Genomic DNA, 13,367 nt, shown 5'->3' on the forward strand with positions numbered 1-13,367 from the left:
TAACGCGGAGATAACGTGCCGCAAAACCGCAGGTCAGCTTCTGTGAGCCCCACGCACGTGGGGATGGACCGGAGGAGCGGCTGCTCCTCCTCGCGATCGCTGAGTGAGCCCCACGCACGTGGGGATGGACCGGCGGTCCCAGTGTTGCATACGAAACGGACACTGTGAGCCCCACGCACGTGGGGATGGACCGTAGGCCGTCCAGGTCAGGTGCGTCAGCCGTGGGTGAGCCCCACGCACGTGGGGATGGACCGCACCCACCCCGCCCGGCCCCTCACCCGCGCCCGTGAGCCCCACGCACGTGGGGATGGACCGGGCCTCCCCTGGTACCCAGGGCCGTGGGGAGGGTGAGCCCCACGCACGTGGGGATGGACCGTGGAGGAGTCCCCGGGTGGGCAGTGACGGTTCGTGAGCCCCACGCACGTGGGGATGGACCGGCACACACGCAGGCAGCACAGAAGACACCACAGTGAGCCCCACGCACGTGGGGATGGACCGAGAACCCGCACCGGCCCCGGACTCGGGACCTAGTGAGCCCCACGCACGTGGGGATGGACCGCAACGCTTGGGGTGCCTGCCAAAACACTGGGGGTGAGCCCCACGCACGTGGGGATGGACCGGACTGTGTCGGTAACGAAAACCTACCGGTACTGTGAGCCCCACGCACGTGGGGATGGACCGCCCCCCAGGTGTCGGTCTGGGGGGCGTTGGCGGGTGAGCCCCACGCACGTGGGGATGGACCCTGGTCTCGGATTTCAACGGGCTGCTCGCGGTGGTGAGCCCCACGCACGTGGGGATGGACCGCGGACGGCGTGGCGGCGCAGGCGGCCCTCCGCGTGAGCCCCACGCACGTGGGGATGGACCGACCCGAGGCCCCGGACTCGGGGCCTATGTCCGGTGAGCCCCACGCACGTGGGGATGGACCGAGTTCCCAGTGCGCCTGCGGCCTGCAAACCTGGTGAGCCCCACGCACGTGGGGATGGACCGGAGGAACATCATGCTGCTCCACCAGACCCCCGGTGAGCCCCACGCACGTGGGGATGGACCGCGCCGATGGTCATCGACGACTCCCCGAACGTGGTGAGCCCCACGCACGTGGGGATGGACCGCCGACCGCCGTGATCTACCTGGATGGTAAGGGGTGAGCCCCACGCACGTGGGGATGGACCGTGTACAACTGAATCAGTTCCGACATGTGTCGTGTGAGCCCCACGCACGTGGGGATGGACCGCCCCCCGGGGCGGGGGGTGCGCATCACACAGTGAGCCCCACGCACGTGGGGATGGACCGCCGTGGCCACGCCGCCCGCCCGTCGGGGGTGGGTGAGCCCCACGCACGTGGGGATGGACCTACGGAATCAAGAACTTCGTGAAGCCCCTTAGAGTGAGCCCCACGCACGTGGGGATGGACCGGGCCGCGCCACCGTGACGGTAGTGGTCGCCGTGTGAGCCCCACGCACGTGGGGATGGACCGCCCCTCAGACGCGTTTCTGGGGGGCTTTCGCTGTGAGCCCCACGCACGTGGGGATGGACCGGTGGCGGTGTCCGCCGTGGCAGTGGTCGGTACGTGAGCCCCACGCACGTGGGGATGGACCGCCCAGTTACTACCGACCACCACGAGGACGGGAGTGAGCCCCACGCACGTGGGGATGGACCGAACGGCAAGGTCCCGTCCTACCGGTGCGTGGGGTGAGCCCCACGCACGTGGGGATGGACCGGCCATCGCCGAACGCGCCCGCGCCATGCGCACCGTGAGCCCCACGCACGTGGGGATGGACCGGAGCGGGAGCGCGCCCTGACCGTGCTGACCGAGTGAGCCCCACGCACGTGGGGATGGACCGTACGGACGTCAACGCGATGATTCGGGCGCTGGGTGAGCCCCACGCACGTGGGGATGGACCTCAGGCACCTCGGTGAGAGCGCTGGGTGTCTCCGTGAGCCCCACGCACGTGGGGATGGACCGTCTCGATCAGGGTGGTCTTGCCCGCGCCGGTCGTGAGCCCCACGCACGTGGGGATGGACCGCAGTTTCTACCGCGCCCTAAACTCGCTGGTCAGTGAGCCCCACGCACGTGGGGATGGACCTCCTGGGTGCGTCGCAAACTCGACGGAGCCCTCGTGAGCCCCACGCACGTGGGGATGGACCGGGTATCCGGTTGTTGGCGGAGGCGGGGTTTGTGTGAGCCCCACGCACGTGGGGATGGACCGATCACTGGATGCGCAGAGAAAATACTGGCCTCGTGAGCCCCACGCACGTGGGGATGGACCGCGGGGACGTCGCTCCCGAATCGCGCGGACACCGTGAGCCCCACGCACGTGGGGATGGACCGCGGCGGCAGAGCCGCCTTTCTGACTGCCTGACGTGAGCCCCACGCACGTGGGGATGGACCGCGTCGCGGCTGGGGCGGCCCAGCGCATACAGGGTAAGCCCCACGCACGTGGGGATGGACCGCGGAGATGGCCCGCACCGCCGAGACCCGCGCGGTGAGCCCCACGCACGTGGGGATGGACCGTACCCCGTGCCCGACGGTGTGCGGTTGGAGATGGTGAGCCCCACGCACGTGGGGATGGACCGCCGTCCTCGTCGAGGTCGTCGGCGTCGAACTGGTGAGCCCCACGCACGTGGGGATGGACCGGCCACGACCCAGCAGATGTTCGTCGACGGCTAGTGAGCCCCACGCACGTGGGGATGGACCGACGTGAAGGTTCGCGGACTCGGGCAGGTCGACGTGAGCCCCACGCACGTGGGGATGGACCGTGCTCCCCCAGTCCGGGCGCTGTGGGGATTTTGTGAGCCCCACGCACGTGGGGATGGACCGCGGCGGCAGAGCCGCCTTTCTGACTGCCTGACGTGAGCCCCACGCACGTGGGGATGGACCGGCGGCGCCGAAACCGTTGTCTGCGAGGTAGCTGTGAGCCCCACGCACGTGGGGATGGACCGGGACGGAGGACGCGCCGGTGAACACGACGCACGTGAGCCCCACGCACGTGGGGATGGACCGACGCCAAGGGGTGAACGTGCCTGTCTGTGCAGTCAGCAGGGGGTTCTGCGGGGCAGGCCGCCTACCGAAGCCGGCCTGCCCCCGATCCGGCGAATGTTTCGGGCCCTTGGGTCAGGGCTTCCATTCCTGCCGGTAGTCGGGATGGTCGGCGTAGGGCAGTGCCAGGAGTTTCAGCAGGTGCTGTTGGGTCTGGGAGGTCAGGTCCAACTCCTTCAGCATGCGCCGCTTCGCCTCGATCTCCTGCAGCGTTCGAGCCGGGGCCCATCGGGCGATGTAGTCCGCGGCTCCTGGCATGACCTCGGTGGCTTCGTCGATGACGAACGCGGGGAGATTGAAGGGGGGTATTTCTGGGAGGTCTTTGAGGGGTTTGGTCAGATAGCGTTCGACGGTGCGCAGTGATGCGACGCGCAGGTATCCGTTCCTGTCGGGTGTGGCGGGGGTGTCATCGTCCGGATTGATCCACCGCCAGTGCGTGCCGGGCCGGTCGGGATCGATGGCAGCGCGCGCTACCCGCTCGTCTTCGTCGAGGCGGGCTTCGATGAACTTGATCAGGGTTGTGCTCCGTTCTCCTGCGGCATAGTCGTGTGCGGTTGAGTTCGCAGGCGCGGGTTGCGGCCTCCCCTGTCGTGGGCGGTCGGCCGCGACTCCCGGACACGGTCGGCAGCGTTCACCGCCTGGATGGCCTCGGGATAGGGACCGGTCGGCGAGGCGCTGTCGGACGGTTCGGGACCGGTCTGCATGGTAGAGGGTGCGGCCGACTTTGCAACCGGCACGCCCGGTCACGACTGGGCTCCGGGAGTTTGCGGGCGCGGTGTGACGCGGTGTCGCGGACTGTTCCGTTCCGGTCTTGTGGAGGGCTTGGTGTGCTCCGCGCTTTCGGAGTCGCCTTCCTGGATGTCGGGACCACGTGTCCGCGGGGAGGCGTTGGGGGATGACGTGGGCCCCGGCCGGATCCGCGGGGTCGTGGATCTGATCGGGGCTGGCTGCTGCCTCAGCGATGTGGCACGGGACGAAGACCCAGGCGTCGGTGGGGGACACCGCCCGACTGGCCGACGACGCGTCGCCTTCTGTTGGTCTGCTTCCCTGTTCCTCAGGGCGGTCTTCGGTTTCTTCGTCCTCTTCTTGGGCTTGTCCCGGCCCGCGCTTTCAGCTCTTTCCGCCCGGTTCGTGGTGGTGCTGCACTCCAATCACGTTGCCCCGTGCCCGGGCACCACGTTGGTCGATGTGGTCGCCGTGGTAGACGATGGTTCTGACCCCGCCGGAGATGCTGTGGGCCTGGACCACGGTTCCGCTCACGTCGCCGACCGTGTTGACCACCGGTCCTGAAACGGAGTCGAGGTCGGCGAGGATCTTGCGGAGTTCCCGGGCGGCCTCGGGGTTGTGTTTGAGCAGGCGGCGCAGTTTGGGTCGCCATTCGTTCTCGACCTCGGCGGGCGTGCTCTCGTTGCTGGTGAGTTCGTCGCGGGTCTGTTGCAGTTCGGCCTCGACGGTTTGGCGGTTGTGGCCGAACAGGGCGGCCATCCGCTGCCGCACCGTCTCCCAGGTTGTGCTGGTCATGGACTGGACCAGGGCCGTGGTCCCGGCCGCCACCAGTTCACTGCCGTCCATCCCCTGCGGACCCCTTCGTGCATTCGGTTGTGTGCCGCGATGCTTTCCATGCGGTCTTGTCCGGGCGGTGGAAACTTCACGCTAGCCATCCCCGTTCCGCTGCGCCACCCACTTTGCCGCATCCGGCGACCCCTGCCCCACAGGACTTTCTGAAACCCGCTGCCTCTGCCAGGGCGGAAGGGAAAAAGGTTCACCGCCCGCGCCTGCCCCAACGGCGTGTGCGGTGAGGGAATTACAGTTGTTCGAAATAGGCGTCAGCGGCGAACCAACGCAGTGCCGCGTGGAACCGTCGACGCCTCTTCTCGCTGCTCACGAAACCGAGGCGGTCGATCTGGTACCTGATGGTGCCGTCCGGGCTGTTCGCCCCCTCCAGCCAGTGGTCGGCTCCACGGGGCCAGAGGACGAGTACGGAACCCCGTTTCTCTTCGATCACACTGACCTGTCCGACACTGTCCCACCTGACCGGCTTATTGGCTTCGGAGGAGAAGGGGAACACAATTCCGCTGTTGTTCAAGGTGAGCCGACGAGAGGACACCATGTTGAGCAGGGTGGTCAGGATGCCCAGGACCAGGCTGGCCACCAGGGTCATGAACGGCATCAGCCCTCCTAGCAGCAGGAGGGACGCTGCCGACAGGATGATGGCCGACACCGCCGTCCCTTTGAACATCAGTTCCATTCTCGATGTCCAACTCGGAGTGAACGTCACGGCCTGAACCGCTTGCGGCGCGGCACCGCGCTTCCTGGGAAGGTCGTAGGCCATTCTGACGGTGGCGCCGTCGGCTGCTTCGATGCGTCGGACGACGCCGCGGTGTCTGGTGCTCTGCACCAGCAGGGAGTGGACGCCCGGGGTGAGGGGGAAGGTGCGGGTCTCGTATGCGGGGACCGTGCCCAGGGCGGCGTCGTCCACGGCCAACTCCAGGCCGGTCGGGCCGAGGTTGCCGATCACCAGGCTCACCCGGCCCGGTTGCTCCTGTTTCTCCTGGTCCGCTGCGGGTCGGTGTCGGGATTCTTTGGTGGGGAGGTTGGCTGCGCCGGTGGCCGGTCCGGTGTCGTTTCGAGGCAGCAGCAGGGTGGCGCGGTGGGTGATGATCTCGGTGACCGGTTCGGGCAGCCAGCGCCTCTCGGGGTGGGACGGCTCGGGGGCGGCCAGTGCGGTCAAATCGGCCAGCAGGTCCTGCGGGGAGGGCCGCTCGACAGGGTCCTTGGCCAGACAGGCGGTGATCGGGGCGACCAGGGGCGCGGGCAGGTCGGACAGGTCCGGTTCGGCGTGCACGACCCGGTAGACCACCGCGTGCAGGGGGCCTTCGCCGAAGGGGCTGCGGCCGGTGGCGGCGAAGGTGAGGACGCAGCCGAGGGAGAACACGTCCGAGGGCGGGCCGACCTTTTCGGCGCGGGCCTGTTCGGGGGACATGTATGCGGCGGTGCCCAGCACGGTGGCGGTGTGGGTGTGGCTGGTGGTGTCCAGGGCGCGGGCGATGCCGAAGTCGATGAGGCGGGGTCCGTCGGCGGCCAGGATGACGTTGCCGGGTTTGAGGTCGCGGTGGACCAGGCCGCTGGCGTGGACCGCGGTCAGTCCCTCGGCCAGCCCGGTGCCCAATACCACCACCGACTCCAGCGGGAGGGGGCCGTGGTCGGTCACGGCGGCCTGCAGGCTGGGGCCGGGGATGTAGGCGGCGGCCAGCCACGGTGGATCGGCCTCGGTGTCGGCGTCCACCACCGGGGCCGTGTAGAAGCCCCCTACTCGGCGGGCGGCTTCGACTTCGGCGGCGAAACGTCGCCGGAACTCCGGATCGTCGGCGAGTTCGGGGCGCACCACCTTCACCGCCACCCAACGCCCACCACGTGATCGACCCAGGAACACCTGTCCCATCCCACCGCCCCCTAACCGGGAGTGCAGTCGGTAGGGGCCGATCCGGGCAGGGTCGCCGTTGCGCAAGGGGTGGGCCATGACGCCCTTTCCGTACAGGGAGCGGGGACTCAATGGTCCCAAAAAGGAACCTGTCCGGGAATCACGGATGCGGGCCTGTCCGCATTGCGCCCGGTGTGCGTCTTCTGGCAGCGGGCTCGGTTTCTTCTCCCGCTGTTTCTCCGGCCCCGTGGTCGAATTGCTTTTCGCTGGCCTGGCTGTGTTTTCCTCGCGGCCCGATGGTGGCCTGCCGTCGTCGGTGAGAGGCGGTCTTCTTGTTCATGCTCCGGGCACCGGGCCGATGGTCGAGTTCTCCCTTGCCCAAGGTGCCGCCTCCGTCAGGGAAGCGACGCCCGGTTCCGTCTCTCCGGTGCGGTGGCCCCGGCCGTCTCCACCGGTCTGTCCCGTTCCAGACGCGGGTTCGAGGTGTGCGTGGACAGCATGCAGAAAGCCGGACGGGTCGAACATCCTGCCTGTAGAGATGGCACCGACCGTCCTGGTCTGCCCTGTGAGGAGGCGGCCGACCGCTTCCATCACGGGTGACGCGGCGACGGCGTCGACGCCCCCGTCGTCTCCTGGGCACGGTGCTCTGTTGACCGCCGCTGGAACGTACGACCGCCCCGGCGGGAAGGCCTGTGCCGGACCGCCTTCGCTCATCGGCCGGGCCAGCACCGGGGTGTCCGGGCGGTGATGTCCCCGGCCGCTTCGGCCGTCATGGCCGAGTCGGGTGGGCCGTGCCAGGGCTGTCCCGGTTGCACGCGCTCGTACCGGCCGGGCGCGGAACCTTTCCCGCAGGGACATCGCCGGTGGAGTCGGCCTCCCCTCCAACAGATGGGAGTCACCGTCTTCCGGGACCGGCGGGGCCGGGAACGCGTGAGGGCCCGCACTCCGGACACGACCGGAGTGCGGGCCCTCACGCGGCGCCGCGCGGTGCGGCGCCGTGGGTGGACCGGTGGGCGGGACCGGATCAGCGTTCGGTGATGGCGATCCGGCGCGGCTTGAGGGCCTGGCTCTTGGGGACGCGGACGGTCAGCACGCCCTTGGACAGGGTCGCCTCCACGCCGTCGGGGTCGATGCCCCGGGGCAGGGTGACCGCGTAGTAGAACCGGCCGACGCTGCGGGTGCGGTAGCGGAACCAGCCCTCGCGCTCGCGTTCCTTGCGCTCGCCTTCGATGACCAGTTCGGTGCCGGACAGGTCGATGGTGATGTCGTCGCGGGCGACACCCGGGAGTTCGAGCTCGACGGTGTAGGCGTCCTCGGTTTCGGACAGGTCGGCCGGCGGCGACCAGAGCGAGTGGTCGGTGCCGACGGCGGCGGTCCGGTCGAACACCGCGTCCATCCACCGGTGCATCTGCGCGTGAAGGTCGCTCAGTTCGCGGAAGGGGTCCCAGTGGGTCGGGGTCTGAGAGGAACGGACGACGGGCAGTGCCATGGTCGGTACCTCCTCGGAACTCGTGGGCCACCGGGTTGGTGGCGTGTCCAGCGGGACTGTGGCTCCTTGCACTGCCTGACATTCCCCCTGTTGAGTCTCGTAAACTCAAGTTTGTTGAGTGTGTCTGTTTTCACACGTTTTGGGTGCTGTCGGAGCGCCCGGGGTCCGCGCCCCGCCCACCGCACCGGTCACGTCACCGGCCGGGACGCGGGTGCAGGCGTTGCAGTCTTCGGCTCTCTCCGGGGCTGCGCCGGGGAGCGCACCTGCGCGGGGAGGCGGGCACCGGCCTCCGCGACGATGTCGGTCGCCCCCGGCAGCGGCCAGGCGCGGTCGAGTGTCCTGCCCCGTTCCGTGCGGCGCAGCAGTGAACTGCAGAGAAGGCCGGACGCAACGCCGTCATCGTCGTTCCTGGCGGCCAGGATCGTGACCGGTTCTTCCGGGATCTGCTCGCGTGCCTCGTTCCGTGGTGCGGGGTGCCCGGTGTCGCCGCGTGGAGCGCCTCGCTCCAGTCCCCGGCGTCCAGCGGCAGGCCGAACCGTTCCGTCTCGACCGTCATCGGTCGCAGGGGCGGCCGGTCGTAGCACCTGATGGTTTCTTCGACCGCCTTCACCAGTGGCGCGGATGCTTTCAGGCGGGCGTCCTGCGGGCCGGTCCCGGCGGTTGCCGTGGCCCCTTCGGGACGGGGTCGGTCGGGCTGCGGATCTGCACGTCCTCCTCGTCGAGGCTGCGGAGGGCGTCGGTGCCGTAGGCCTGGCAGGGGTGGTGCGGGGCCGACGCACCGCACGCCGCCCCGACGGTGGTTGGGCGGGGGCCGGAGTGGAGGAGCGTCCGTGCAGGGAACGTCGTGGTGTCCGCCGCCGAATCCCCCGCGGGTCCCGGTGGACTCGCCGGTAGCGGATCGGGCGTGTCCGGCTCCGTTTCCCGGCCGCTGCGTCCGGGGACCGTCATCTGCGCTGTGAACGGGCCGACGTTCCGCCGTCTGCGGGTGCACGGCCCCGCGCCGTGCGGCCGCTGTCGACGGCGCGGCCCAGCGGATCATCGGAGTGGGCGGCCGGTGGGGCACGACCGCGCCCGAACCGCCGCACGGCCGGACGCCCCTGCCCCCTGGCGCGCGGCGCGGCGGCGCCGGGAACGCCGTCAGCGGACCCTGGCGCCGTAGACGTGCTCGACCTGCATCACCACGAGCACTCTGCGCTCGGCGACCATCGCTGCCCGGTACTCCTCCCAGTCCGGATGCTCCCCGGCGGCGGCACGGTAGTAGTCCACCAGGGCCTCGACCTCGGCACCGTGGGGGTCGCTTCCCGGGCCGGTGAGGGTCACGGTGCCCTCGGCGGTGGCCCACGACCAGCCGTCGGGGCTGGTGACCTCCAGTGCGGCCCGCGGGTCCCGGCGCAGGTTCGCCGTCTTGGCCCGTCCTTCGGCCGTGGAGATGTAGACGGTGTCGGCCTGCAGGTCGTAGAAGGGCGTGACGGGGGAGAGTTGGGGACGGCCGTCCGACTTGATGGTCGCGAGGACACCGAGTCGGCTCTCCGCGAGCAGCGCTCGCGGGTCGAACGGTGCGTCGGTCACGTCGCAGATCCTCTCTCGAACGGTTGCCGGACGGTCCCGGCGGATACGGAGCCGACGAGGTGTCCCGGCCGTCTCCCCGGGGTTCGTGGGCGGGCCCGGCGGTGCAGACGGCGGGCCGCGGCACCGTGCGGACCCACCGCCGAGTATCCCCCACACCGCGGCCCACGGGAAGAAGGACACTGCGGGGGCGAGCGCTCGCGGTCGGGGTTTCCCGCCGGGAGGGCTCGGGGCGGGTGGCGGGGCTGGTCAGGGCCGACGCGGGAAAGCGTCTCGGGTGGCGGCGAGGACAGTCCGGTGGCACCGCTACCGGTGGCCGGTTCCGGCCCGCGCCCCCTCAGCTGTCCCCCGGTGTCGTGGCCGGGACACGGGCCCAGGGGTGGCGGTACCTGACCCAGAAGCCCAGCAGCACGAGGGTGAGGAGGAGTGCGCCGCCGTCGGTGACCAGCGACGGCAGCAGCCCGACCGGGCCGTAGGTGTCGGCCGCCGCACGGAACATCTCGCGGGGGATCAGGCCGAACGGGCCCGCCGCCTGTGTCGCGTTCACCACGAGCACCACCCAGAACACCCAGGCACTGCCGCGCAGCGCCAGCATGCCCACCGCGTTGCCCGCCACGTACAGCGCGCCGACGGTGCGGAAACCGGTCAGGAACCCCGGCGCCGCCTCGGCGGCCTCGCCCGGCGCCATGCCGGCCAGCCGCATCGTCGCCTCCACGGTCCGGGGGTTCATGATCACGAAGCCGTGCAGGACGGTGCCGACGGCAAAGACCAGTGAGCAGGAGAACACCAGGATCTGCAGTCGACGTGTCCACACCGTCGCCGTCATGTGCGCGCCCCCCTCGTTGCATGGCAGTGGAGATTCCCGTGGGAAACGCCGGTACCCCGGAAATCGTCATCTCCGCGGTGGCTTCTGCGCCCGCTGCGCGGTGGGCGGCACAGCGGGCGCGGCGCGGGGCACGGGAGTCGCCTCCGTGCTTCCCGGGGGCGGCCGACCCCCGGGGCTTCTGCGGTGGGGTGGGGTCGAGCACGCACGCTGCCCCGGGATGGGCGTGACTGCTCTCCTCCCCTCTCTTTCGGCTCTGTCGGCCCCTGGGGGCAGGTACGCGGCGACTCGCACCGCGGAAGGGGCCGGTGGCGGATGGGGGCCGGCCCGGGCCGGGTCGGACCGGTCCCGGTTCGGGCCCGCCGACAGCACGCCCACGCCCGGCATCGGAACGGTGCCCCGGCTGCGCCGCAAGACCAGCCGGCGGTGGCGGCAACGGCTGCGGCTTTGGGGGTGCTTCTCGACCGGGGGCGGGCGATGCCGTGCGGGCCGCCGGACCGGGGAGCGCCCTCTCGGCGGCGGGGACGGGCCCCACAAACGGCCGTCGGGGTCAGTCGGTCCGTCGACGGGCCTGCCGCACCTCGCGGTCGACGGCCCAGGCGTCGGCGACCGGTCCGAGGTGGGCGAGTTTGCCGGGGTTGATCACTCCGCGGATGGCCTGGATCTTTCCGTCGAGCACGTCCAGGACCAGGACGCACAGGACCTTTCCGTCCCGCTCGGAGAAGACCGCGCCGGGCTGGCCGTTGATCTCGTGCTGCTGCATCGTCACGCCGCTTCGGGCCAGCCACGGGAAGGCCGCGCCCAGCAGTCGGGCCACGTTCTGTGCGCCCGTGACGGTCCTGGCCAGTTGCGGGGCCCTGCCGCCGCCGTCCCCGGCCAGGTGCACGTCGGCGGCCAGCAGTTCCCGCAGCCCGTCCACGTCGCCGTGGTGCAGCGCGCCGAAGAACCGTGCCGCCAGTTCCCGCTGCTCCCGGCGGTCCGCGGCGAACCTCGGCCGTCCCGCGCGCATGTGTCGCCGGGCCCGCACCAGCAGCTGGCGGCAGGCCGCCTCCGAGCGGCCCACCGCCTCGGCGATCTCGTCGAATCCGAAGGCGAACACCTCGCGCAGCAGGAACACCGCCCGCTCCCGTGGAGTGAGCCGCTCCAGCAGCAGAAGCGCCGCCATGGAGACCGAGTCGGCCAGCTCCGCCGACCGCTGCGGGTCCTGGTAGGGGTCGGCGAGCAGCGGTTCGGGGAGCCACGGGCCGACGTACTCCTCCCGCCGCTTCCGCGCCGAGCGCAGCACGTCGATGGAGATCCGGGTCACCGTGGCCGCCAGGAAGGCCTTGGTCGAGGCGGGGCGGGTCGTTGAGCGATCGAAACGCAGCCACGTCTCCTGCACCGCGTCCTCGGCTTCGCTCACGCTGCCCAGGATCCGGTAGGCGATCGAGAACAGCAGCGGCCGCAGCTCCTCGAAGTCCTCGGCCTTGGTCATCACCCGGCCTCCTCTCCCCCGGTTCGGGGTGCTGTCCGTTGGCGCCCGCCGGAGCGGGCGGGCTGGGGCGCGGCTTCGGGGCCGGCGGCCCGTGGTCGTGGCGTCAGTGGGACTGTCCGGGTTCGTCGTGTCCGGCGGGCGGCCGGGTGAGGGCGTCGGGCCGGTTCACCGTGTTCCCGAAGGCGGCCAGGGCCATCGGGGCGGTGAGCTGTTCTTCGTCGTGGTGCCGGGTGGCGCGTTCCCCCACCTCGTCGGTGCCCCCGGTGGCCGTGTCCGCGATGCGGGCGCCCTGCTCCGCCAGTTCCGGTGCGGCGCGTTCGGCCCCGCCGAAGACCGTGGCCTCCCGCCACGCCGCCACCGGGTTCGGCCGCACCGGGGTTCCGCCTGCTGCGGCGGTCTCCTTGGTGTGCCTGTCGACGCAGAACGCGCAGCCGTCGGGCTGGCTCACGCGCAGCGCCACCGGTTCCTGCGCCGTGGCCGGCAGCGGCGAGTCCCCGACGGCACGGCCCGCCGCCGTGACATGGTGGACGATCGGGCCGGCGAAGTCGTTCGGTCGCGCTTCCATGAGGGGGTTCCTCCGTGCTCGTCGGCGGCTCCACCCCCTGGGACGAGGTGGCCCGGGGCCCTGTGACACCGGTGGATGTGACCTGAGTCTCCCCGTTGTGGGCGGTTGGGGAACAGGGCGGGTGCACAGGCGCCGGCCCGCTCCCCCTCTTCGCACCGGCCGCGGTCCTGCCGGTCCGCACCGCACCACCGGAGGGTTCCGCGGCGGTGCGGTCGCCCCCGGGCTGCGGCGGTGTCGACCACCGGCTGCTGTGGTCCCGCCGGGGGTGCGCGCCGACCGTCAACGGCGGGGCAGGCCGGTGCGCGGGCCGCTCCCGAACCGGGGGCGGTGAGGACGGTCACCGCCCACCGGTCCACTCCGCTGCTTCGCCGAGAGCCCGTCCCCAGGGGCTCGCATCCGGGCGCCGGTCCTGCGGGACGGGAGAAAGTGTCCGACTGCCGTGTCAGGGTGGTGCGCAGACCGCAGCGGGCGGGACCGGGGCCCGCCCGGACCGCGTCGGTCGGAGGAGGTTTTCCGTGGGAGTGTCGCTGTACTACACCGCCTACCGCGACCGGGGGCTGGACGCGCGCGAGCAGGTCCTCGTCGAGCGGATCGCCGAGGACGCGAACCGGCGCCTGGCCGAGGCCCTGACCGAACGGCTGCCGCACTGGCACCGCAGCGGCGAGGTGCCGCCGTCGCTGACCGACGTCAGCGAACTGTACGAGGGCCTGCACCTGTACGGCCCCGCCCACCTGAACCCCGGGGAGCTCCTGTCCGGGGCCAGCAAACTCTCCCACCTCGACTGCGGCCTGGACCCCATGTTCGTGCAGCTGGAGCACCTGGCTGACGCGCTGGCGCAGATGCGCCGGAGCCTGGCCGGGGCGCGCTGGCGCGTGCACGTCGACGACGCCGACCTACCGTGGAACGGAAAGCACTACGACCTCTGGTGAGCCCCTCCGGCCCCGCGCCTTCGCCTGCCTCCACCATCCGAATGGTGACATCATCCAGATTCTT

At 70.9% G+C, this 13,367-nt stretch carries 9 protein-coding genes and 1 CRISPR repeat array; of the genes, 1 reads left to right on the forward strand and 8 read right to left on the reverse strand.

The window, feature by feature from the left end:
- The first annotated feature begins 42 nt into the window (after positions 1–42).
- A CRISPR array of direct repeats spans positions 43–3,000; the repeat unit is 29 nt; unit sequence GTGAGCCCCACGCACGTGGGGATGGACCG.
- A 111-nt stretch (positions 3,001–3,111) separates the two neighbouring features.
- The 8 genes from FOF52_RS06675 to FOF52_RS06710 all read right to left on the reverse strand — a co-directional run bounded on the left by FOF52_RS06675 (position 3,112) and on the right by FOF52_RS06710 (position 12,374).
- Complete coding sequence (locus FOF52_RS06675; protein ID WP_248592965.1) at positions 3,112–3,783, reverse strand: DUF6221 family protein; 672 nt, start codon at positions 3,781–3,783, stop codon at positions 3,112–3,114.
- 363 nt (positions 3,784–4,146) lie between these two features.
- Complete coding sequence (locus FOF52_RS06680; protein ID WP_248592966.1) at positions 4,147–4,608, reverse strand: hypothetical protein; 462 nt, start codon at positions 4,606–4,608, stop codon at positions 4,147–4,149.
- Between the two features lie 232 nt (positions 4,609–4,840).
- A complete protein-coding gene (locus FOF52_RS06685; RefSeq protein WP_282573916.1) occupies positions 4,841–6,556 on the reverse strand; it encodes a serine/threonine-protein kinase in 1,716 nt (571 codons plus the stop codon).
- A gap of 925 nt (positions 6,557–7,481) precedes the next feature.
- Positions 7,482–7,946, reverse strand: coding sequence for an Hsp20/alpha crystallin family protein (locus FOF52_RS06690; RefSeq protein ID WP_248592967.1), 465 nt, complete (start codon positions 7,944–7,946; stop codon positions 7,482–7,484).
- Positions 7,947–9,083: 1,137 nt separating this feature from the next.
- On the reverse strand, positions 9,084–9,515 hold the full coding sequence (locus FOF52_RS06695; protein WP_248592968.1) for a PPOX class F420-dependent oxidoreductase: 432 nt from the start codon (positions 9,513–9,515) through the stop codon (positions 9,084–9,086).
- A gap of 334 nt (positions 9,516–9,849) precedes the next feature.
- Positions 9,850–10,338, reverse strand: coding sequence for a hypothetical protein (locus FOF52_RS06700; RefSeq protein ID WP_248592969.1), 489 nt, complete (start codon positions 10,336–10,338; stop codon positions 9,850–9,852).
- 547 nt (positions 10,339–10,885) lie between these two features.
- Positions 10,886–11,809 (reverse strand): RNA polymerase sigma-70 factor, encoded by a 924-nt coding sequence (locus FOF52_RS06705; RefSeq protein ID WP_248592970.1) that lies wholly within the window; start codon positions 11,807–11,809, stop codon positions 10,886–10,888.
- 103 nt (positions 11,810–11,912) lie between these two features.
- Entirely contained in the window at positions 11,913–12,374 is a 462-nt protein-coding gene (locus tag FOF52_RS06710) for a carboxymuconolactone decarboxylase family protein (protein ID WP_248592971.1), read from the reverse strand.
- Positions 12,375–12,889: 515 nt separating this feature from the next.
- Here FOF52_RS06710 and FOF52_RS06715 point away from each other — a divergent pair.
- Complete coding sequence (locus FOF52_RS06715) at positions 12,890–13,303, forward strand: hypothetical protein (RefSeq protein WP_248592972.1); 414 nt, start codon at positions 12,890–12,892, stop codon at positions 13,301–13,303.
- Positions 13,304–13,367: the final 64 nt, after the last annotated feature.

The organism is Thermobifida alba, from assembly GCF_023208015.1.
Lineage (GTDB): Bacteria > Actinomycetota > Actinomycetes > Streptosporangiales > Streptosporangiaceae > Thermobifida > Thermobifida alba.